This window comes from Pandoraea oxalativorans (assembly GCF_000972785.3).
GTDB lineage: Bacteria > Pseudomonadota > Gammaproteobacteria > Burkholderiales > Burkholderiaceae > Pandoraea > Pandoraea oxalativorans.
Window position 1 is genome coordinate 26,437 of record NZ_CP011520.2, and the last position, 21,920, is coordinate 48,356.

A 21,920-nucleotide genomic window follows, 5' to 3' on the forward strand; every position below is an offset into this window, starting at 1 on the left:
GGTCAGGGGGAGTAAGGATCTTTTCAGGCCGTCAGGACGAGCTGTGGTCTCAGCTCGCCGCTAACGTACGTAAAAATCCGTTTCTTGAGGGCACCCCCAAGAGGCCGCACGCCTCGTCAACAGAGGGATGTATTCCGCCGTGAGCATGGCGAGCGCAGAACATGGGTTGCCTGAGCTAGACACGGCCTGGGATGGTACGGCAGCAGGGGAGGGGATGGCGTGGTCAGGCGCAGGCTTACGAGAAAAGCTCGGCGTGGGTGCCGCTGCGCACGAACACCACCAAGCCGCTCTTGCCCGCGTCGTCGAGTGTGTAGATCAGTAGGAAGTCGCCACCGATATGGCACTCACGATGGCCTGTCCAGTCCCCCGTGAGCGGGTGATCGAGCCATTCGGGCGGCAGTGGCCCGTCGTTGGCGATTAGCAGCGTCATGGCTTCTTTCAGTCGGTTCATGTCGTACCGACCGGAGTGAGACAGACGCTGCCAATCCTTGAGGAAGTCCCGGGTGTAATCCGAAGCGCGAGGCAGCTTCGCCCGCTTACTTGCGGTTGGCTTCTTCGAGGGCATTTAGCAACGCGTCAGCGGTGGCAAAGCGAGCGCGGCGGTTCTTGATAAGCTCGTCGGCCTCTGCAAGGGCGGCGCGGGTGGTGGCGTTGGGCGCCTTGAGCGCGAACGGCAATTCCTGGTCAGCGACAACACGGGTCAGGAACACGCGGATCGCATCGGAAACGGTCAGGCCCATCGCGGCCAGCGTTTCCGCCGCCTGCACCTTGATGTTCTCGTCCACGCGCACGTGAACCATAGTGGTGGTTGCCGCCATGATGGACTCCTAGCGAGATGTGTTGAGATACATTGTATCTCATGACGCGGGCCATTTCAAGGCAAAGCCGCGGGATGGCCACTTCGACCCCCGCCACGCCCGAGCGGCCGAGGCAGGGCGTTCATGATAAAAAGCGTTCTCAGCTAACGATTAACATTACTCCAAGCCGCGGTTCGACGCAGTTCTACGCGGCGGGCGCTACGGCATGCCGGATATCCGGGGCTTTCTGCCCGTATGGGGTCATGAGCGCCCTGCCGGTTTCACCGATCCCGCGAACGCGCTTCTCCGTTGCCACATGTTTTGGTCAGAATCCGCAAGCCCAGCGCGGCTGACGATGGTATCCATGGGTTTCGCTCCTGTATGTCCGAGGCCCTTTCGATGCACTTTTCGCAGCTCCCCCCGACGGGATCGGCCCCGACCACTGGATACGCCGGTCAAGTCCCGCGCGGGTGCGCCGAGGCGCTTGGCGCGATACTGGCTACGGTCGACTTCCGTCGTAAGGCAATGGTCAACGCCGCTCATGAGGGGCTGCAGGCGTCGGCGCTGACGATCTTTCCCCCTGAGACCTTTGACGGCATGGATCCCGAGGGGGTCGGGCGCGCGCTCGCCTCCCTGATGCTGTGTGACTTCGCCGCGCAACGGAACCAGACGACACAGTGGATTGAGCCCGACCGCGACGACGTCCTCAGGACACTGGCCGTGCGTCTCACGCCCACTGGGCAGGAGGCGCTGCTGCAAAGCCTTGAGAACCGTCAGGGTGATAACGCGTTTTCCAACTACTTCGCCCACGCCGACGGCCAATACTTCGCGCAGGCCGACGCGTATTGTCTGGCTGGCCACTTGTACTTCCAGCGGGCAGGCAGCCCCCTGTTGGCAGGGAGCATCGACAAGACGCCTGAGGACGCCAGTGCGCAGGCCGCCAGAGACTACTTGAAGGCAGCCGACCCAACCCAGCACCTGATGCTGGTTCCGCTGTCCCGGCTGCGCTCGGGCCGGTCCAGGCGCAACGTACGCACGACACCGCGCCTGTCGATTCCCAAGTTGGCCGCGGGTATTTCGCGCGTTAGCCTGCTGCAAAAACCTTACCGTGTTTGCCGCTGCCGACGGCAAGCCCTACGAAGTCGTCGCGGGCGATCGCCGCCTGAGCGCGTCAAAGCTGCTGGCGAAGAAAAAGCCCATCCCCGCCGATCACAAAGTGCCGTGCCTGCTCGTCGCCGATGCGTCGGCCCGTACCGTAAGCCTTGCCGAGAACGTGCAGCGCGAGGCCATGCACCCGGCCGACCAGTTCGTCGCCTTCGCCGCATTGGTTAAAGAAGGTCGTCCCGTGGAAGACATTGCCGCTGTTTTCGGCGTGTCCCCGCTGGTCGTGCAGCGACGCCTGAAACTCGCGAACGTCTCGCCGCGTTTGCTGGCCGACTACCGCAACGACTCGCCGGACGCGCCGACGCTGGAGCAATTAATGGTGCTGCTTAGTACTACAGCCGTAGATTGTGGAGGGGCTGGAAACACCCACGCCGCCTGTAGTGGCAGACTTGGGCACGAAGTTGATGGCGCCGCCGCCATGCTGACCAGCCCAAAATATGTCCAATCGAATGGATTCCATGCCAAAGCAATCTTGATAGCAGACGGCGCAACTCCGGTACGCTCAGCGCAATCATGTCTTCAGGATTTTTTTTTGACTTTGCTGCGAAGCACCACAAGCACCGCGTGAGCCAGTAGCGACAAGGTGATGTGCCGATACCATCCGTGCCATTTGCGCACTTCGTAGTGGTCCAGGCCGCATTCCCCCTTGGTAGCTTCGAAGCCGATTTCGATTTCCCATCGTCGGCCAGCAACCCGAACCAACGTCTGCCGTGTTGCCTTTCGGCGCGGTGCATAAACCACGTAAAAAGCGTACTCAGGCGTTTCGTCAAGCGAGCGTCGAACCAATAAATAGTGGCCCCAGCGCTTTTCCTCGGCACTCATCTGCAAACGCCACAAGGGGACAAGTGCCCAGTCATACAAACGCTCACCTTTGGCTCCTTGACCCGCAGACAGTCGCTTCCAGGCCCGTGTCGGTTGAGCCCGAGCAATGGCGTCGGCACGTACGTATCTGGGTCCTTGCCACCAGAGCGGCTCATCCTTTGCCACCGCAAGTATGAACGCTTGATCACGGGATTCCAGCCATACCCGCAGACGCCGATCTCCCCCGTAGACCGCGTCCGCGGTCACCCAACGACACGGCAGGCCAGCATCCAACGCACGCTCGATCATGCGCCGCGCAATTTGCGGTTTGGTTGAAAACTCAACCGATGCAGGAATTCCAGCGCCATGCCTGCGTGCTGCATCCTCTGCCCATTCCTGAGGAAGATACAACTCCCGGTCGATAAACGCCGAGCCGCCATGACCGGCGTAATTCAAGAACACCCCAATCTGACTGTTCTCGATGCGTCCGGCGGTGCCGCTGTACTGTCGTTTCACCCCGGCCGAATGCTGCCCCTTCTTGATAAAGCCCGTTTCATCGACGATCAATACGGCCTCTGGATCGCCAATATGCTCTATGACATACTCACGCAGAACATCTCTGGCTTCATCAGCATCCCATTGCGCCCGCTCCAGCAGGTGCTGCACACCATCTGGGGTTGCTTCTCCGATGAACTCCGCCAACTGCCATCCGTTCTTTCGTTCTACGCCGCTAAGCAACCCCTTCAGGTACGCCAACGATCGCGCCCTGGGTTCTGGGCGCTTGAATAGCGTTGCGAGGCGACTGTGTGCACTCTCCAGTTCTCGTTGCCACTGTCTTGCCTTAGAAACCATTCTGTCCACGAGCTTTTTTGTTGACGAAATTCTACCTTAATAATCTACGGCTGTAGTATTAGCACTTATCCGTAAATAAAGGTATACTTCGTTCGGAGCCGCAAGCGAGTGCGGCGTTGGAGCGAAGGCTTGACCAAGAAGCGAGTCGAATCGTGGGAGGTGACCGCTGAGTTCTGGCAGCGGGTGGAGCCACTGATTCCGCAACGTGCGCCCTCACCAGAGAAAAAGTACCTGCGCAGGCCGGGCGCGGGACGACCGCCGGAGCCGGCTCGCCAGGTGTTTGAAGCCATTGTGTATGTACTGCGCACGGGCTGCCAATGGAAGGCGTTGCCGAAAGAGCGTTTTGGTAGTGCCAGCGCCATCCACAAACGCTTTCTCGAATGGGAGGCAGCGGGCTTCTTCGCGGCACTGTGGGAGGCGGGCCTGGCCGAATACGACGAGATGGAGGGCATCGCCTGGCGCTGGCAACGCGTCGACGGGGCGATGATGAAGGCTCCCCTGGCACAAGAAGCTGTCGGCCCGAACCCGACGGATCGGGGAAAAAAATGGAAGCAAACGCCATCTTCTGGTCGACGGGCGTGGCGTCCCGTTGTCGCTCATCGTCACCGGGGCCAACGTCAATGACGGCAAGCGACTCGATGAGGTCCTCGGCGCCATCATGGTCAAGCGCCCGAATCCCCCGCATCGTCGCAGCAAGCACCTGTGCGCGGATGCAGGTTACCGAAGCGCCGAGTGTCTTCGCATCATCGACGAGCACGATTACATTCCCCATGTCGTCGATCGTCGGAAGGAGGCCGACCTCAAGCGGCGCGATCCGAACAAAAAGGCCAGGCGCTGGGTGGTTGAAGTCTGTCATAGCTGGTTCAACCGCTTTCGCAAACTGCTCGTCCGATACGAAAAACTCGAACACAGTTTCGTCGCTCTAAACCATCTTGCCGCCGCCATCATCGCCTTCCGCAAGGTGCCGCTGAGCGTCAACATAATTTACGGATAAATTCTTAGCTCACCCGGCTTCGGCCGGGTTTTAATAGGATGGTCAGCCCGTTCCCCATTCAGAGGACTACGCTGAGTGGGGTCGCGAGTGGCAACACGTTGTTCGGGTCCCATCCAGCACGCAGCTATGGCGATGCTCGGTCTGACACACACGGTAGACCTCGCAGTAGCGCTCCACGAAACGCCTTGACAGTACCAGCTTATCAATGTATTGTCGGCGCTGAAAGATTCAAGAAGCTCGATTGCTGATCATCATTTTTCTGCGTCCTCTCCTCTGCGCGGTATTCGCTGTCCTCTCCTCCTCCTTGAAATTTTTTGCGCTCCGCAACGAGCTTATTACGTTTATTTCAAGGAATTGTCATGGAAACCGGTACTGTTAAGTGGTTCAACGATAGCAAGGGCTTTGGCTTCATTACGCCGGATGCAGGCGGCGACGATCTGTTCGCTCACTTCTCCGAAGTTCGAGGCGAGGGTTTCAAAACGCTCGCAGAGAATCAGAAGGTGAGGTACGAGACCAAGCGTGGCCCGAAGGGTTTGCAGGCAGCAAATATCAGCCCGCAATAAAGTAATTCAAGGGCCGGTACACCGGCCCTTTGCTTGAATCGCATCCTCGCGGAGCTTTGCGCTCCCGATCTGATCGCACCGTTTCAAGGTGCGCATCGTTTGTCGTCTCGACACGATTCCTCTCTCGCTCCCACTTCGTAGTTATCCATTTGTATGGTGCTAAATGCCATGCAAGTCTCTCGCTTATCGCTTATGAAAAATAATAGGTTCATCGCGCAATAGCGTGGAGGGATTTGACAAGTTTTCGTACTCTTGATGGCAGGAATTTGCCATCAGGAGTGCGTGGAGATGCTGGATCGCAAGCTGCTGGAGTCGCTGGGAGGCTGGCAGGGCTATGCCGTCGAACGCGTGGAGTGGCCCGAGGGCACAGGGCGCACGCTGTCGATCTATTTGAAGCCAACCGCCAAGGTGATGCTGTGCGAGCAGTGCGGCGCACGATGTCGCCAGGTCCATGAGACCACGGTGCGCCGGGTGCGAGATCTGCCGTTATTTGAGTACCGGGTTGTTCTTCATGTTCCACGCCGGCGCTTGTTGTGTGAGCAATGCGGTGGCCCGCGCCTGGAGCGGCTTACTTGGCTGGGTCGCTACCAGCGGGTGACGGATCGGCTTGCGGCGGCCTGCAGCCAATTGCTGCAATCGAGCAACGTGCAGGCGGTGGCGAGGTTCTTCGAGCTGGGTTGGCATACCGTCAAGACGCTGGACAAGGCCCGGCTCCGAGCGTCAGTGCGCGAACCGGATTGGTCCAGGATCGAGTATTTAGCGATGGACGAGTTCGCCCTGCATAAAGGGCATCGGTACGCGACGGTAGTCGTCGATCCGATCAGCAGGCAGGTGCTGTGGATCGGCCCAGGACGCTCACGCGAGACGGCTCGGGCGTGTTGATGTGCACCAAGAACTGACCCTTGGGGGATGCGGCTATTTTCTTGGACTGTTTTACGTCGTTAACCCGAGGCTTTCACGGTACTCGATGGGGCTGAGATAGCCAAGGGAGCCCTTGATCCGCTTTTCGTTGTACCAGCGAATGTAGGCGTTCAGTGCCTCTACGAATTGCACGATGGTCGTCGAACGCCAGTCCCCTGGATAGAACATTTCGGTCTTCAGCCTTCCGAAGAATCCCTCACAGGCCGCATTGTCTGGTGAGCAGGCTTTACGCGACATGGATCGGATCAGATTAGCCTTTGCAACTCGCGATAGCCAGCCAGGCCAACGGTAGTGGCCACCCCGATCGGAATGTACGATCGGCTTCTCATCGTCCTCGGTCACGGTCTCGATAGCCGCATCTAACATGGTATTCACGAGCTCGGCGTCGGGGCTTGTGCCAATCGACCAACTGACTACCATGCCATCGAAGCAGTCGATCATCGGCGATAGATATACCTTCCCGGCCGGGATCTGGAACTCGGAGATATCCGTCAGCCACTTTTCGTTGGGGGCGGTAGCTGGAGCGGCCCCATGAAACACCGGACACAGCGACCCACTTACAATAACGGGTAGGCATAAGACTGTGTTTTTGACTAACACCAAGCAGGAAGTGATGGAAGTGTTGACGGGCCCAGAGCGCCGGCGTCGCTGGACGGCGGAGCAGAAACTGTCGATGGTTCGCGAGAGTTTCGAACCGGGAAAATCGGTTTCAATGGTCGCGCGCCATTACGGCGTGAACCCGAACCAGCTATTCCACTGGCGCAAGCTGTACCAGGACGGTAGCCTGTCAGCGGTCAAGGCTGGCGAAGAAGTGGTTCCGGCATCGGAGTTGGCTGATGCGCTCAAGCAGATTCGCGAGCTGCAACGGATGCTCGGCAAAAAAACAATGGAGAACGAGATTCTCCGGGAAGCAGTTGAATACAGCCGAGCAAAAAAATGGATAGCGCACTCGCCCTTGCTGCCGGAGGACGGCCAGTGAAACTGGTCTGTGAAGTTCTCGGCGTGTCGCGCTCGAACGTATCGGCACGACTGTCGCGTCCGGCGACGTGGCGCGATGGCCGGCAATCAAGGCCGACCGACGACGAAACTGTAGTCGAGGAAATCCGCCGTGTCGTCGGCGATTTGCCCAGCTATGGCTACCGGCGGGTTTGGGGCACGTTGCGCAACGAGCGCGTTGCAGTTGGACTGGCGCCGTTCAATGCCAAGCGCATTTATCGCATCATGCGAACGCATGGGCTGCTGACGCAGCGCCGACCGATTGCGCCGCGAGCCCACCGTCGACATGATGGCAAAGTGGCCGTCGCGCGCAGCAATCAGCGATGGTGCTCGGACGGCTTCGAGTTCCGCTGCGACAACGGCGAGCCGCTGCGTGTGACGTTTGCGCTGGATTGCTGCGACCGAGAAGCGATGAGCTGGGCGGCGACGACAGCAGGCCACAGCGGCGACATTGTGCGCGACGTGATGCTGGCCGCAGTGGAAAATCGGTTCGGCAACGAGGTGCATACGCCGTCCGAAATCGAGTGGCTGAGCGACAATGGTTCGGGCTATACGGCTGACGATACGCGCCGGTTTGCGATGAACATCGGACTAAAGCCATTGACCACGCCCGTGTGCAGTCCGCAAAGTAACGGCATGGCCGAGAGCTTCGTGAAAACGATGAAGCGCGACTACGTCGCCTTCATGCCGAAGCCGGATGCTGCAACCGCTGCTCACAATCTGGCCATTGCATTTGAGCATTACAACGAGAAGCACCCCCATAGCGCGCTGAAATACCGCTCGCCTCGCGAGTTCCGGCGCTCGATGGATTCAGCAACCTTAGTGTGATGGTGTGTCCGGTTTTACAGGGTCAACTCCAGTAGCGTGGAAATCGCGATTGATGATGTTATCTGGGGCAGGGCTAATTTCCCCGACATAAGAACGATATCGGCGCCGCTTGGGCCTCGCCGCGTAGAGGCCGCCTTGTTTCATGAGGCGACGCACGACTTTCTCCGATAGAAACACGCGTTGTCTGCTGAGCGCTGCCTGCACCCGACGATAGCCGTAGGATCGGTGATTGTCCTCGAAGATTTCCGCAACGGTACGACGAACTTCGGCATATTTGTCGGCAACCCGCATGGGCGACCGATGGTAGAAATAGGAGCTGCGCGCCAAGTCCAGCTGCTCAAGCAGCTCAGCCAAAACGTACTGCTCTCTCAGGGCGTCAACCAGCGTCGTCTTCTCCCGGTTGCTCAGGAGTTGCAGGTCGACGCCCAGGTCTTTTTTTAGGAGTTCATTCGCCTTCTTCAACAGGTCCTGTTCAAGCTGCAGATTGCGAATTTTGCGCTGGAGCGCTTCGACCTGCCGTTCCAGTTCGTCCCGATCTGTCTCTGCGGGCGAGCCTTTGTCGCGTTTCATGGATGCAGGAGCCTCTCGGCCGAGTAACTGGTTCTTCCAGTTGTACAGCGTCACCCTGTCGACGTCCAGCTTTCGGGCCACCGCCTCTGCACTTCCTTCCCGTGTGCACAGTTCGTACACCGCAGCCTGCTTGGACACCAATGAAGCAGTTGGTCGACCGGCCTTGCCAACCACGCATTTCCTGGTTTCCGGATAGCGCTCGCGAACCCACTCCGTTAGTATCTGGCGACAGGGATAGCCCAATGTCCTGAGGGTGAAGGCGAAGCAGCGCCCGTGGTTGACGTAATGCTCGAGTGCTACGGTAATGCCCCCGTTTTCCACGGTCAGCAGAAGTAGAAACTAAGCGACCATGGCAAGCCGCTGCTTCGGGGTAAAACCGCCCAATGCCATATTCGGGCGCTCGTGATTGTAAATCCACATCCAGTCGGCCGCCGCTTCGCGAACCTGCTCCAGGTCCTCCCACAGGTACTGCGACAGCCATTCGTATCGCGCAGTCCGGTTGAACCGTTCGATATACGCATTCTGCTGCGGCTTGCCCGGCTCGATGTATTCCAGCCGGATGCCTTGCTTCTGCGTCCATGTCACGATGGCCGCACTCAAATATTCCGGGCCGTTGTCGCACCGGATGACCTTCGGCTTGCCTCGCCATTCCATATGCTGCTTCAGCGTGCGAATCACCCGCTCGGATGGCAACGAGAAATCCACCTCGATGCCCAGCGCCTCGCGGTTGAAATCATCAATCACGTTCAGCGTCCGGATACTGCGCCCGTCAACCAGTTGGTCATGCATGAAGTCCATCGACCACACTTCATTGATGGCCTCCGGTACCGATAGCGGCTGCGGCGTTTCGCGCACCAGCCGCTTTTTCGGCTTGATGCGCAGGTTCAGCTCCAGCTCCCGGTAAATCCGGTAAATGCGCTTGTGGTTCCAGCCGAATCCCTTCACATTACGCAGGTAGAAGTAGCACAGCAGAAAACCCCAGTTGCGATGGCAGCCCGTAATACGCAGTAGCCAGTCGGCAATCTCTTCGTTCTCCGTGTTCAACTTCGCCGCGTACCGGTAGCACGACTCGCTGATGCCGAGCACCGCGCACGCCACACGAATTGACACGCGCCGCTGTTGCACAACTTGCTTTGCCATCTCGCGCCGACGAGATGGCTTCAGAACTTTTTTTGCAGGGCCTCCGAGGCAATCTCAGCCTTGAGCTTCTCCTCGATGTACATCTTGCGAAGCCGGGTATTCTCCGCCTCCAGCTCCTTCATGCGCGACATCATCGACGCGTCCATGCCGCCGTACTTCGAGCGCCACTTATAAAACGTTGCCGAACTGATGCCCAGTTCTCGGCACAGCTCCGGCACCGCCAGCCCAGCCTCCGCGCGCTTGAGCGCCTCCAGTATCTGGCTGTCCGTGAATCTCGACTTCTTCATCTGCAGAACTCCCTCTTAACGAGAAAATTCTACTTCTCCTAGCGGTGGATTTCAGGGGGCATTACCCTACGTTCTTCTGTTCTTCTGAGTACTTCGGCTTTACGCGAACATACCCCCTCTGCAGATCGCCAATCTTCTCGAATTCGTTACACCACGCCTTGAGAGAATTCTTCGTCGGGTAACCCAACTGGCGAATGGTCGCTTTGCTGCGCTTCCCGAGTTTCAGGTACAGCTCGACCGCCCGAACGCGTTCTTGGTATGAATACATGGACTACCTTCAAAGTAGTCCAAGATTTTGTCCGCATCCCCGGTGGGTCAGATTTAAACCGGCGTTGACAGCTATTAAAGCCGCAGCGCATATCCGTGACGCCAGCGGCAATCCACACCCGCGTGTTCGAGGGCAACCCGATCATGTGCGTAGCTCCGAGATCAACTCGCGCAGTAACTCCAAACTCAGCGGACCATCGAAGCGCATTGTGCCGCCACGCATCACCAACTCGATCTTCCCCTCGTGCCGCAATGAACATCGTGAGGTCGGGACTGCTTGGTCTGCCGACGGCGTGGGGATACCAACGAGAGCCTTCGTGATCGTCACGGGAACAAACTCGGTCACCGAAGCCGCAGAACTCTGGCGAGTAACAAGCTCAGGCGTGACATCACCGTAAGCGCCAGCCAGATAATGCCGGCGCCATTTGAATAACAAGTTGGCGTTGATGCCTGCCTTGCGCGCCGTCAAAGCAACCGACGCACCTGGCCTTAACGTTGCCTCAACCGTTGCGCGCTTGAACTCCATTGAGAAATTCGCTCGTCGGTAAGGTACCGCTTCCACAGCCACACTCAGAGCTATTGTCGAATCTGGTGTACGGGGTGCTTTGGGAAATATGAGAAGGCGGTGGCGGTTTAGCTGAGAATGTTGCTTGTCGAAGGCACACCGAGCAAAGCCGGCGCGAGCCGGCCCCGACCACCATGAAGAAGATTATGAAAGAAACGAACGGCAGAAAAGCACAAACGAAGAGCGCGCTCGATGAACTGATCCAGCAAGGCGCGCGGCAGATCATCGAGCAGGCAGTCGAAGCGGAACTGGCGAGCATGCTTGAACAGTACAGCAACGTGAGGTCGATCGACGGTCGGCGTGCCGTGGTGCGCAACGGCTACCTACCAGAGCGCGAAGTCGTCACGGCCATCGGTCCGGTGCCGGTTCGGGTACCGAAGGTGCGTGATCGCTCGGGTTCGGGCATCCGCTTCAATTCGGCGGTCGTGCCGCCGTACGTTCGCAAATCCGCACGCGTGTCGGCCGCACTACCGTGGCTGTACCTGCGAGGCATCTCGACGGGCGACATGAGCGAAGCCATGGGCATCATGCTGGGCGGCCAGGTCAGCGGCCTGTCGCCAAATGTGGTGAGTCGTCTGAAGGCGCAATGGGCCGATGAGCATGCTCAGTGGAATCAGCGTGAGTTGTCGTTGGCGCGCTGGGTGTACTGGTGGGCTGACGGCATTCACACCGGCGTGCGCAGCGACGATTCCGACGGCCAGTGCCTGTTGGTGATCATTGGTGTCAAACCGGACGGAACGAAAGAGCGTGTGGCGATCAGTGACGGGTATCGGGAATCGAAGGCGTCGTGGGCCGAACTGCTGCTCGATCTGAAAAAGCGCGGTCTGCAGTCAGGGCCGCTGCTGGCTTGCGGAGATGGTGCGATGGGATTCTGGGCAGCGATGGAAGAAGTGTTCCCGCAGACCAAGCATCAGCGCTGCTGGTTCCACAAGATGGGCAACGTGCTCAACGCGCTGCCGAAATCGCAGCAGGCCCGCGCCAAAAAGGCGATGCAGGACATTTGGATGGCCGCCACGCGTGCCGAAGCGCTGGTTGCCTTCAATCACTTCGTTGATACCCACTCGGCAAAGTATCCGAAGGTGGTCGAAAAGCTGACGCAAGATCGCGACGAGCTGCTGGCATTTTACGATTTCCCGGCCGAACACTGGCAGCATCTGCGCACGACGAATCCGATTGAATCGACCTTCGCGACGGTGCGTCACCGCACCAAGCGCACGCGTAACTGCGTCTCGCGCGCGACGTTCCTCGGCCTGGCATTCAAGCTGATCGAGTCGGCCGAAGACTCGTGGCGGCGCATCCGCGCCCCCGAAAAGATCGCGACGATGCTTGACGGGATGACGTTCAAGGATGGAGAGCCGGTGACCGACAGCACACCGGCTCAGCAGCCCCTGGCCGCCTAATCTTGCTCACGCCCCGTACACCAGATTTGACTTTAACTCCCACACTCAAAACCTTGTCCACTTTTGCGCCCACCATTTCATTTGGTGGACGCAAAAGTACCCACAGACTCGCCTCCCATCAAGACGGTACTCCTCGAGCCTTTACGCCGAGCCAGAAGTATTTCTCATCGCGCGGTATCCGTATGCCCCCGCTTGATGGCCTTGATAGGCCGTGGAATTCTTACCCGATTTGGCGCGTTTTTCCTCGCGCCATGGCGGGCCTCCGACCCGAGCGACCTATGCTGGGGTCATCCCTCGCTTTCGTCGCGCGATAAGCTCGCGTCTGGCGCGCCCCCACGGCTAGTTCCCAGTCGTACGCGGCACACGCCAAGCGGGCCGTGAAGCGGGCCGTGAATCCCGCCGCGTCGGGTGGCAGGCCCCATCGCCAGCGTGCGTCGTTGAGGCACTTTCTCCCGCCCTCGAACCATCCCCGACTTCTCCTTGGCGCGTTCGCTGAGCGCCGTGTTTCCCGAACTTCGAGGGGGCTGAGCGCGTGCGTGTGCGCGCCGGCGGCGATGCCGCGTTCGCTCGCAGCCAACGGAAAACAGGAAACGCGTCGCCGCGCCGGGTGAGCGCTTCGCAATAAAGGCGTTTCCCGACGTGCCCGAGACCCTCTCGCGTGACGCTCAACGTGGCGAGTGTTAGGCGTTGACCGCACGTCCCTCCGTCCAAGTCCTTTGCCAGGGGGCACGCGCCGTGTTTTTTAATATTGTTGGCGTGCTTCGATACTGCCCCAAACACCGTAGCGCTGATCGACGCATGCGATTGCCGGGGCCAACTCCTTAATAAACCAAGGGCATTGGCAACGACAGGGGGATGAGGATTCCGCCCAGTGTTTACACCATCGTCCCGGCCGCTCCCCCGCAAACCGGGCAATAGGCCTCAAAATGCACAAATAACACCTAGCAGGCTGTTGAAATACCCCTCGCCGATGTGCGGCGGGGCCTTCGGATGTGGCGATGTGTCGGTTCGGTTCTTGACGATTTAATGCTGCGCGTCCCTAATTCGAGTGAACCCAATGCCATCGTCTCGCCAATTTGCGCCCCTATGCCGCCTTCGCAGCGAGCGTACGCATGCGAGTCAGGTTATAGGCCGCCTGCGTCAACACAAAGAGCTGTTCGATTCGCTCGCGGCCGCGATACATCGCTTGCCGAATTCGGCCTACCGTCTTGCCCCAGCCAAAGACCTGCTCGATGCACTTGCGCTTGCGCTGACTGATGGCGTAACCGGGCCAACGCGTTGTGCGCCCGTCGATTGCCGAGCCGCCGGCTCGGCCGTCGTTTTGCGCCACATGCGGCGTGACACGATTTTCGCGGCACGACGCCACAAAGCCTGCCGTGTCGTAGTTCTTGTCAGCGCCAACGGTGATGGGGCTGTCGGCAAGAAACGCCGCATCGGCGAGCATATGGGTCGCAGCGTCGCGCTCGGCCGTGCCGCTCGCCTGCGTGACCTGGGCGTTGACAACCAGGCCATGCCGGTTATCGGTCAGCACATGCCCCAAATAGCAAAGCACCGCGCCGGTGCCGCGACTCTTGCGAAACAAGCGCGCCTCGCTGTCCGTGCTCGATTCATGCGTCTCGTTGCTGCGTTTCTCGCCGTGCCAGTTCTCGCGCTGGCGACTGCCGCCCTCAGGCGGTGTGTCGTCGTCTGATTTGTCTTTGCGCACGAAGCTCTTGTGTCCCGCCCAAGCCTGAATCAGCGTGCCGTCCACGCTGAAATGCTCGCCCGAGAGGTGGCCACGCGCGTGCGCAGTCTCAACCGTTTCGTTAAACAAACTGACGATGACGTCGTGAACCAGCAAGCGCTCGCGGTTCTTACTGAACGTCGAGTGGTCCCACACGGCATCGTCCATCGCCAAGCCGACGAACCAGCGGAACAGCATGTTGTAGGAGATTTGCTCCATCAGCATGCGTTCGCTGCGAATTGAATACAGCACTTGCAGCAACAGCGCACGAATGAGCTTCTCAGGTGCGATGCTTGGCCGGCCGCCTTTCGCGTCGCTCTCGTACATGCGCCTAAACACGGGGTCCATGCGCTTGAGCGCGTCGTTCAGCCAGTTCCGAATCGGCCGCAACGGGTGGTTCGCTGGCACAAAGTTATCCAGCGTCGTCACTGTGAACATCGACTCGGTGTAGCTGTCCGCTCCGCGCATCGTTTCTGTCTCGGTGTTGTTCGGTTCTTCGTTTCAACGTTTACCCCTCCCGGCTGGATGACACGTGCGGGAGGTATTTCAACAGCCTGCTAGAAGGGCATCGCGGCGTGAGCTTTTGCTTGGCGCGGGAGCAAGTCGGCGTGCCACGCACCTACCGCCCCTCTCGCCCTCGGTCACACCGGGCGCGACGCGCGCCGCTTTTGTCCAGTGGCATGAGAGTTGCATGCGGCCAATCGAGACAGCGCGGCGCTGGCGTTCTGCCGGGCGATGAGGAACATTACAAATGGCTATGGTATTGTCCTTCGCTTACCGAGGCTTCCGGGTGCTCTGCACGGCGCTGCCGGCCACCGGCGGCGGCTTTCGCGCCACGGCTCGGATAACGGCCATCACTGCCGGTCTTTCGCGGGAGGAGACGGCGCAGACACTTCACGGCGGGGTCCACCGAGAAGCGTCGTTGGCCATTGACATGGCGTGTTCTCTGGCCAAAACATGGATCGAGGCGCACAAGCCTTAACGCGGCGGGCCTGTTGATTTTCACCAAATGTTGCCCCCATTGAAGGGTCAATGCTTGGTGCCCATCCACCGCCACCGCGCGCGCAGCGTGGCTGGGCGAGTTGCGACACGACGGGGATGGGCTCGTGCGGCGTTTGGCGCAGGTGGGCCAGACGCCGGCCGTCAGGCGGGAGCAGGCGAGCACGGACGCGGCCGGTAAGGCGTATCTGATCGCCCGGCTCAACTTTGAGTCCGTCATGGACACAAACGCCGTGACGCTGAGCGACGCTGGACGCCCTGCGGCGGCGCCGATCGGGGATCCGCTCAATCACGGTGCCGCCGAGTTCGTTGCGGCGAATCCCGCGCTTGCGCGCAAGGCGCCGCGGTGCGTGCCGCTGCTCGCCGGCTTCGCGCTCGTGGCCGGGGCGGTGGGGGCGTTGTGTTCGGCTGGCGCGCCTCGCGGGCGCGGGCGGTGAGCGCGGGGCGCGCAAAGACGGGCGGCCATCGCGCCGCCTCTCGATGCCCGCCTTGCCGGTGTGCGACAACCCGGGGGCGCCGTGCGGATGACGCGCGGATTCGCAAGACCCTTGCAGCAAGTCTGGCGTCCGCCGGCACCCCTCGTGCGGGCCCCGCGTCCGGAAAACAGTTTGGTGGCATGAGCGTGCCGAATGCGGAGCGATTGAAGGAGTTGGAGGCCGAGAATGCCCGGCTGAAGAAGTTGCTGGCAAAGTCGTCCAACGACTGATGCGCCGGATCGACGAACTGCGTTTGGAGTTCCCGTTTGTCGCTTCACGGATGTTGGCGCGCGGCTACGTTGGAGGCCATGCATGCCGTTCAAGCGCTGGCAGAAGCGTTCGCCCGCTGGGGCACCCCGACAGCGTGAACACCGATCAGGGCAGCCAGTTCACGGCGGGAGCGTGCACTGTGCAGAGGGGCTGTACCGTGAGGCCTCGTCGGCGATTGAGGGGGGCTTCGTTCCTGGCCAGAAGATGGGTCGATGGGCACCAAAGACTGATGACGCGCCACGTGGTGCGTTGCAATATCTCGCTCGCAGCACCGGGCCAGTGCGTGCAGAACGGAGTGAGACGACCTTGAGGGTGTCACGCCGTTGCCCTTTTTCGTGCCTGGCTGCGGCTCGCAGTTTCTCGACCACTTGGTCGCGGCGCGACTCCACGTCACTGACCTTATTCCCGTCCTCGGCGGCGTAAGCGCTTGCCAGTGGCGCATTGAGCTTCTTTAGCCGCGCTTGTCACCCGCGCAGCAGAACACCGGTCAGTGCCACGTGCGGGCCAACAACGCCACACAGAACTCCGCCATTCTGCGGAGCATCGTCATGAACCGCTGCGCCAGGACAACCCCTACAGGACGGGTCTGAAAAACCGCCGCATCCTGGTTTGCGCCGACGACGACTATCGAGCCCAACTCCTTGGCTGACGTGCTCCTCACGCTCGTTGACCCTCCGTTTGGGAGCCCGGGCTCCCGAGGCCACCACCCGCAAAGATCAGGTGTTCACCCGAGGGTGTCCGGTCTGGCGATGCGCAAAATGGACCCCGTCCCATGCCCGGTCGCAGGTACGTCGCGATTTTTGACAAGCCGGTACCCGTGGCTCGCCTGGCATGCGACCGTCAGCCCGTACCCGGCATCACCACGCGCTGCCCGCCCTTGACAGACAGGACCATTCTTTATCAAGGACATTCGATGCCGGTGAACGTTGATGAACGCTTGCCATGGAGCAAAGCGCAGCGCGAGCTGCTGGCGATAAAGCCCTGCGCGCAGCAAATGTCGTTTGGAGGCGAAGGGCTACCGGTTTGGCCCGAAGCCTGACGAAGGCCGGCGTGCGCGGTGCGTCGCGAAAGCGTTGCATGCGCCGCGCCTGTGTGAGCCGATGGCTGCCCTGCGCGATGGACGGCTCGGGCCGCTGCTTTGACGAACCCCTGCTTGACGCTGACCGGCTCCGGGCACTCGGCTTCGGCTGCCGGATAGCCGCGCAGGGAGTCGGTCACGATCGTGCGTTTCCAAGTTGACAACACCGCCAAAATGCATCCTTTTAAAGTCTTTGCTGCTGTCCAGGATAGACGCCGACACTTGTTATGGGAGATGACAAAGCGCGACCTGTCCTCTCGCTACAAGGGGGCCCGCCTCGGGATGCTCTGGGCCGTGCTGCTCCCGCTGGCCATGCTGGGCGTTTATTCCTATGTATTCGGCGTGGTGTTCAAGTCGCGCTGGGGCGCGGCTGGCGCTTCCGATTTTCCCTTTCCGCTCGTCCTGTTTGCTGGCCTGATCGTTTTCAACTTCTTTGCCGAATGCGTGAATCGTGCGCCGACGCTGGTGTCGAGTTCACCCAATCTCGTAAAGAAGTCAGTCTTCCCGCTTGAGATCCTCCCGTGGATGACGGTTTTAACGGCAGGCATCAATTCTTCGATCAGTATTGCGATATTGCTCATCGGCGAGTGGTTGTGGGTCGGACACGTTCCGCTCACTGCTGTTCTCTTCCCGTTGATGCTCTTGCCGGTTGCCTTCGTCGCGCTCGGCGTCAGCTGGTTCCTTGCCTCGCTCGGCGTGTACGTGCGCGACGTCGCACAACTGGTGGGGCTCGGCATGACCGCGTCGCTTTTCTTCACGCCGATCTTTTACCCGCCAACCAGTGTGCCCGAAGCGCTGCGCGGCTTCACGGCCATGAATCCGCTTGCAGCGCAGGTGCAGTCGATGCGCGATGTGCTGCTCTGGGGGCGCCTTCCCGGCATTGCCGCTTTTCTTACCGCGCTCCTAGTAGGCTGGGGCGCCGCTTGGATGGGTTGGATCTGGTTCTCGCATACTTCCGACGGGTTTGCTGATGTCCTCTGACGCTGTGGTACGTGTTGATGGAATTAGCAAGTGCTTCCGCATCTACTCCACGCCTTCCGACCGGCTGCGGCAATACGGCGTGCACTGGATGCAGCGCGTCCTGCCGGCGGCAGCTCAACGCCTGTTGCCACGGCATGTGCTGAACAAGGAGTATCGCCGCTTGTTCTGGGCGCTGCGCGATGTATCGTTCGAACTCAGGCGTGGCGAGAGCGTCGGTATTCTTGGCATGAACGGTGCCGGCAAGTCAACGCTGCTGCAGGTGGTGGCGGGCATCCTCAAACCGACCACCGGACGCATTGAAAGGTGCGGACGGCTTGCAGGCCTTTTCGAGCTCGGCTCTGGCTTCAATCCGGAATTCACGGGGCGCGAGAACGTCTTTTTCAATGCGGCGATGCTGGGTTTCCGGCGCGCAGAGGTGCTGGAGCGCTTGGCGGACATCGAGCAGTTCGCGGGTATCGGTGACTTCATCGATCGCCCGGTCAAGACGTATTCGAGCGGGATGACAGTGCGCCTTGCGTTCGCCGTGCAGATGCAACTCAACCCCGACATCCTCATCGTTGATGAGGCGCTTGCCGTGGGCGATGCGCTTTTCCAGAAGCGCTGCTACGCCCGCATCGAGCGCTTCCTGTCCGACGGCGGCAGCCTGCTCTTTGTGTCGCACGATCAGGAGTCGGTGCGCACCTTGACCGATCGCGCGCTGCTGCTCAGTGGTGGCAAGACCGTCTGCATGGGCACGTCTTCGGAAGTTGTGCGGGAGTATCGGCGCTTGCTTCACGAGGCGGAGAACCAGCAGGCGCGCGACGTACTGCAATACCTGTCAAGCTCGGCGAAGCGGCGCGTGCACCCGACCACGTCCGTCGCCGAGGGAGCGCACACCCCAGCACGCGAAGAAGCGCTCGTAAGCGCGTTTGCGGAGGCAGCGCGGAACGCGGCGCCTGACGCGGCCGAAATGCGGGGCGTGTCGGTTCGCAGCCGCAGCTCGGACATGTCGTTTGGTGATCTCGATGTCGAAGTGTTAAACACCTCCCTCTGCGACGCGAACGGCGAACAGCGCAACCTGTTTTATCCCGGCGACGAAATCGACGTTTGCGTGCAGTACCGCGTAAATAGGCCGATCAAGGGGCTCAATCTGGGCGTGCGCCTCAGAAACAAGGAAGGCGTGAAGATCTATTCGGGGGGGACCTTTAACCAAGATCTGCTGCCGACGCGCCCGCGTGGCACCGCGCGCACGTGGGACCGCGAGTTTGCGCCAGGCGACATTATCGAGCTTCGCCAGCGTTTCGAATGCCGCCTCGGAGAGGGCTATTACGAAGTGCAGTCGTATGTCACAGAGGAGGCGTTGTTGGTGCCAGGACATCAGCGCATGCTCCACTGGGTCGACGAAAGTGCGTTTTTTCGGGTCTCGATGAACAAATTCGAGCGTTGGTACGGCGGCGTATGCGACATCTGCCCGAGCATGCAAGTAACAATCTCTGCCGCACCGACAGAGGTGGCGAACGGAGAATGCGTTGAGTGATTCCGATATCGCCCGTCGCCTGCTGCTCGCGTTTGGGTCACACCGATTCATCGTCTTCGGCGCGCTGCCCGAGGTAGCACGCAGTCTGTTGCGCGATGCGGGCAGCGAAGTCCTCGAACAAGACGTCGCAACGGATTGCGTGGCTCGCACGACCTGGACGCCGGAATTCCTGGGGAAATCCTGTCTCGTCTGTCTGAACCTGTCCGAGCACGCGCTCCTCGGCCTGTTGTCGGACGCGCGTCTGGCGTGCACGCAGGGCCTCTACATTCAGCACTGCGCGAGCGATGCGCTCGGCACCGTCGAGGGCCTCGAGCGGCGTGCTTTCGTGCACGGTTACCGCAAGCATCCAGCGTACTATCGCCTATTCGGGTATGCCGAGCTCGAGCAAACCTCGCGCGAACTCGCGACACTGCTCGAGCCGGTGCCCGCCGCGGCGGCGGCGCGCTTCCCGATGCCGCGGCTCCTCGAAGAGCGTGATCTCCATATGGACATGCTGCGCGAGGCCGGCCGGCGTTCCGATGCGCACGTTATTCGCTATGACTGGGCCTCGAAGTTCGTCCGCCCGAACGACGTGGTGCTCGATGCCGCGTGCGGTCTCGGCTATGGCACGTACGCGATGCGCTATCTGTCTGCGGCAAGTCGCTTTTTTGGAATCGACAGCAGCGGCTGGGCGATCGACTACGCCACGGCGTGCTTTGGGAGCGATAACACCGAATACATCGCTGGCTTTCTGCCCGATGCACTGAGTCGTTTTGAGGACGCATCGGTCGATGTCGTCGTCTCGTTCGAGACGCTCGAACACGTGGAACAGCCCGCCGCGCTGCTCGCAGCGTTTGGGCGGGTACTGCGGCCCGGCGGCCGCATAATTGTCAGCGTGCCGAATGACTGGAGCGACGAGACCGGCGAGGATCCGAACCCGCATCATCTGCACGTCTACACTTACGAGCGGCTTGCGCAGGAAATGGCGGTGGGCTTCACGATCGAACAGTCGGCGCGGCAGATCGCAAGCGGCTGCAAGCACGTCGATGCGCATTGCCAGTGGGTCGAGCGTCCACGGGTCCTCGAAGTCGTCGAGCCCGCCAATGGACGTGTGGAAGCGGAATGGTGGCTCGCGGTCGCGATGAAGTCGCCGCAGGCGGGCCGCGACGTCCCGTATCGCGAGACCGTGCATGGGCGCTTTGAAGGCGCCACGCATCTGGTCGACTTCGATGGCCACTATACCAATCCGTGGCTCGTTCACGCGATGGTCGAGATTCCGTACCGCCTGCAGCGCGCCGACGCGCTCAAGCGCCTCGCCGAGCAGGTGCGCGATAGCTACCCGTCCGGCACCGCCGACCATGGCGCGGCGCTCGCCGTTCTCTGTTACCGGGCGCTGGAAGAGCACGCGCACGACACGCAGCTCGAACGGCTCGACGGCGTCATCGCCGGCTATCTCGCGCTGTCGGCCGACAATCCGCACATCCGGCGCTGGCAAGTTTCGCTGACCTACGCGCGGGCGCGTCTGCGTCTGCGCCGCGGCGATCGCTGCGGCGCGCTGGCTGACTTCTCGGCGGTCGCGAGGGCCGACGTCGCGCACATCACGCCCACGCTCGGCACCAAGGTCATCGAGGCGGCCTTTCAGGCCGGCAGGTTGTCTTGGCTTGGCGATACGCGGTCGGCGGCGCGCGACTGGTGGCGCCTCGGCCTAACGAAGGCCGGCCATCTCATCGGCTCCGCGTGGTGCGAGTTCTTCGGCAATATCGAAGCGCCGTTCATCTTCGCGATGAATGACGCCGTCGAGATCGTTGATCGCGCGACGGCCTGCGCGCAGGCGCTGTCGCTCACGCATTCACGCAACAATGCGAGCGCGGCGATGCTTTACGACATCGGCCAACAATCACTGCGCTCGGCGTTGCGTCAGCGCGATGCCGATCTCGACACGGCCCGCGCCAACGCGACGAGCCTACGCAACGAATTCGATCGCGTTTGCGGCGAACTGCGCAAGCATCACGCACAGAAAGCGAGCCTCGAGCAGACGTCGATGGAACGCCTCGACCAGATCCTCGCGCTTGAGGCGCGCCTACGCGATACCGACGCAGCACTCGACGAGGTCAAGGCGCAATCGGTGCAGCGCCTCGAGGAGAAAATCGCGCTCGAAAAGCGCATTGAGCAAACCGACGCCGCGCTGCAACACATCACAGCGGCATTGCGCACGAGCTACACCGAACTCGCTGCCGCGCGCGCGCAGGTCGCGCGCTTGCGCGGCGAAATGGACAGTGTCTGCGCGGAGTTGCAGGCGCAGGATGCACAGAAGTCGAGCCTTGAGCGCACGTCACTCGAACGGCTCACGCGCATCCATGAACTCGAAGCGCGGCTTGAAATCACGCAGGCCGCGTTTGACGACGTGCAGACAACGGCACTTGAGCGCCTTGACCAGATCCTCGCGCTCGACGCACGCCTGCGCGATACCGATGCAGCACTCGACGAGGTCAAGCTGCAGTCGATGCAGCGCCTAGCGGAAAAGATCGCGCTCGAAAAGCGCATCGAGCAGACCGACGCCGCGCTGGAAGACGTCAAGCAGCTGTCGATCGATCGTTTGAAGTGCATCGAGACGCTCGCGCAGCAGCTGCGCTGCGCGCAGGCCGCAGTCGGTGCCGCCGTGCCCGCTGTCGCAACTTGCCCGAAATCCTTACAGATCGCCGAAATCCATTCGGTTCGGCAGGGCGACAAGCCCGTCCTTTGAATGGCTTCTC

Annotated in this window: 15 protein-coding genes and 5 pseudogenes; 10 read left to right on the forward strand and 10 right to left on the reverse strand. The window is 60.8% G+C overall.

What is annotated here, in order from left to right; all coding sequences use genetic code 11:
• Positions 1–235: 235 nt before the first annotated feature.
• Positions 236–565 carry a type II toxin-antitoxin system YafQ family toxin gene (locus MB84_RS28220; protein ID WP_052654808.1) on the reverse strand — a complete coding sequence of 110 codons (330 nt, stop codon included), beginning with the start codon at positions 563–565 and terminating at the stop codon, positions 236–238.
• Positions 537–818, reverse strand: a complete 282-nt coding sequence (locus MB84_RS28225; protein WP_052654809.1) for a type II toxin-antitoxin system RelB/DinJ family antitoxin — start codon at positions 816–818, stop codon at positions 537–539. The genes MB84_RS28220 and MB84_RS28225 overlap by 29 nt, the downstream gene beginning before the upstream one ends.
• 882 nt (positions 819–1,700) lie before the next feature.
• Here MB84_RS28225 and MB84_RS29675 point away from each other — a divergent pair.
• A pseudogene (locus MB84_RS29675) lies at positions 1,701–2,295 on the forward strand (ParB/RepB/Spo0J family partition protein); the annotation flags it as partial.
• Positions 2,296–2,480: 185 nt separating this feature from the next.
• Here MB84_RS29675 and MB84_RS28235 read toward each other — a convergent pair.
• The gene (locus tag MB84_RS28235; protein ID WP_052654811.1) at positions 2,481–3,614 is read right to left on the reverse strand and encodes an IS701 family transposase; all 1,134 of its coding nucleotides are present in this window, start codon (positions 3,612–3,614) and stop codon (positions 2,481–2,483) included.
• A 129-nt stretch (positions 3,615–3,743) separates the two neighbouring features.
• On the opposite strand from MB84_RS28235, the gene MB84_RS29685 reads away from it, so the two are divergent.
• The 3 genes and pseudogenes from MB84_RS29685 to MB84_RS28255 all read left to right on the forward strand — a co-directional run.
• Positions 3,744–4,608, forward strand: a protein-coding gene (locus tag MB84_RS29685; protein WP_157123149.1) for an IS5 family transposase whose coding sequence is annotated in 2 segments (ribosomal slippage) — positions 3,744–4,156 and positions 4,155–4,608 — 867 coding nt in all. Because the reading frame shifts where the segments join, the coding sequence is not laid out codon by codon here.
• Between the two features lie 359 nt (positions 4,609–4,967).
• Positions 4,968–5,171: a cold-shock protein gene (locus MB84_RS28250; protein ID WP_052654047.1), complete on the forward strand. Its 204-nt coding sequence runs from the start codon at positions 4,968–4,970 to the stop codon at positions 5,169–5,171.
• 288 nt (positions 5,172–5,459) lie between these two features.
• Positions 5,460–6,047, forward strand: a pseudogene (locus tag MB84_RS28255) (helix-turn-helix domain-containing protein); the annotation flags it as partial.
• A gap of 57 nt (positions 6,048–6,104) precedes the next feature.
• Here MB84_RS28255 and MB84_RS28260 read toward each other — a convergent pair.
• Positions 6,105–6,611, reverse strand: a pseudogene (locus tag MB84_RS28260) (IS3 family transposase); the annotation flags it as partial.
• A 94-nt stretch (positions 6,612–6,705) separates the two neighbouring features.
• Between MB84_RS28260 and MB84_RS28270 the strand changes: the two are divergent.
• Positions 6,706–7,916, forward strand: a protein-coding gene (locus tag MB84_RS28270) for an IS3 family transposase (protein WP_157122856.1) whose coding sequence is annotated in 2 segments (ribosomal slippage) — positions 6,706–7,021 and positions 7,021–7,916 — 1,212 coding nt in all. Because the reading frame shifts where the segments join, the coding sequence is not laid out codon by codon here.
• 33 nt (positions 7,917–7,949) lie between these two features.
• On the opposite strand, the pseudogene MB84_RS28275 reads toward MB84_RS28270, so the two are convergent.
• From MB84_RS28275 to tnpA, 4 genes and pseudogenes are all read right to left on the reverse strand, one after another.
• Positions 7,950–8,786: pseudogene (locus MB84_RS28275) on the reverse strand (IS3 family transposase); the annotation flags it as partial.
• A gap of 39 nt (positions 8,787–8,825) precedes the next feature.
• Positions 8,826–9,913, reverse strand: a protein-coding gene (locus MB84_RS28280; protein ID WP_157122635.1) for an IS3 family transposase whose coding sequence is annotated in 2 segments (ribosomal slippage) — positions 8,826–9,664 and positions 9,664–9,913 — 1,089 coding nt in all. Because the reading frame shifts where the segments join, the coding sequence is not laid out codon by codon here.
• Positions 9,914–9,980: 67 nt separating this feature from the next.
• Positions 9,981–10,181, reverse strand: a pseudogene (locus MB84_RS28290) (IS3 family transposase); the annotation flags it as partial.
• Positions 10,182–10,322: 141 nt separating this feature from the next.
• Positions 10,323–10,706 carry an IS66-like element accessory protein TnpA gene (gene tnpA, locus MB84_RS28295; protein WP_046289886.1) on the reverse strand — a complete coding sequence of 128 codons (384 nt, stop codon included), beginning with the start codon at positions 10,704–10,706 and terminating at the stop codon, positions 10,323–10,325.
• A gap of 173 nt (positions 10,707–10,879) precedes the next feature.
• On the opposite strand from tnpA, the gene MB84_RS28300 reads away from it, so the two are divergent.
• Complete coding sequence (locus MB84_RS28300; RefSeq protein ID WP_046290953.1) at positions 10,880–12,145, forward strand: IS256 family transposase; 1,266 nt, start codon at positions 10,880–10,882, stop codon at positions 12,143–12,145.
• Positions 12,146–13,229: 1,084 nt separating this feature from the next.
• On the opposite strand, the gene MB84_RS28305 is transcribed toward MB84_RS28300, so the two are convergent.
• Entirely contained in the window at positions 13,230–14,336 is a 1,107-nt protein-coding gene (locus tag MB84_RS28305; protein ID WP_044454374.1) for an IS5 family transposase, read from the reverse strand.
• Positions 14,337–14,941: 605 nt separating this feature from the next.
• Between MB84_RS28305 and MB84_RS28315 the strand changes: the two genes are divergently transcribed.
• The 3 genes from MB84_RS28315 (at position 14,942) to MB84_RS28330 (ending at position 19,188) form a co-directional block, all read left to right on the forward strand.
• Positions 14,942–15,304, forward strand: a complete 363-nt coding sequence (locus tag MB84_RS28315) for a hypothetical protein (RefSeq protein ID WP_052654772.1) — start codon at positions 14,942–14,944, stop codon at positions 15,302–15,304.
• A gap of 1,531 nt (positions 15,305–16,835) precedes the next feature.
• Positions 16,836–17,672 (forward strand): ABC transporter permease, encoded by an 837-nt coding sequence (locus tag MB84_RS28325; RefSeq protein WP_157123153.1) that lies wholly within the window; start codon positions 16,836–16,838, stop codon positions 17,670–17,672.
• Positions 17,662–19,188, forward strand: a complete 1,527-nt coding sequence (locus tag MB84_RS28330; protein ID WP_065225921.1) for an ABC transporter ATP-binding protein — start codon at positions 17,662–17,664, stop codon at positions 19,186–19,188. The genes MB84_RS28325 and MB84_RS28330 overlap by 11 nt, the downstream gene beginning before the upstream one ends.
• A gap of 37 nt (positions 19,189–19,225) precedes the next feature.
• Here MB84_RS28330 and MB84_RS30440 read toward each other — a convergent pair whose 3' ends face one another.
• The gene (locus MB84_RS30440) at positions 19,226–19,534 is read right to left on the reverse strand and encodes a hypothetical protein (RefSeq protein WP_157123155.1); all 309 of its coding nucleotides are present in this window, start codon (positions 19,532–19,534) and stop codon (positions 19,226–19,228) included.
• A 75-nt stretch (positions 19,535–19,609) separates the two neighbouring features.
• Between MB84_RS30440 and MB84_RS28335 the strand changes: the two genes are divergently transcribed.
• Complete coding sequence (locus MB84_RS28335) at positions 19,610–21,910, forward strand: methyltransferase domain-containing protein (protein ID WP_157123157.1); 2,301 nt, start codon at positions 19,610–19,612, stop codon at positions 21,908–21,910.
• Positions 21,911–21,920: the final 10 nt, after the last annotated feature.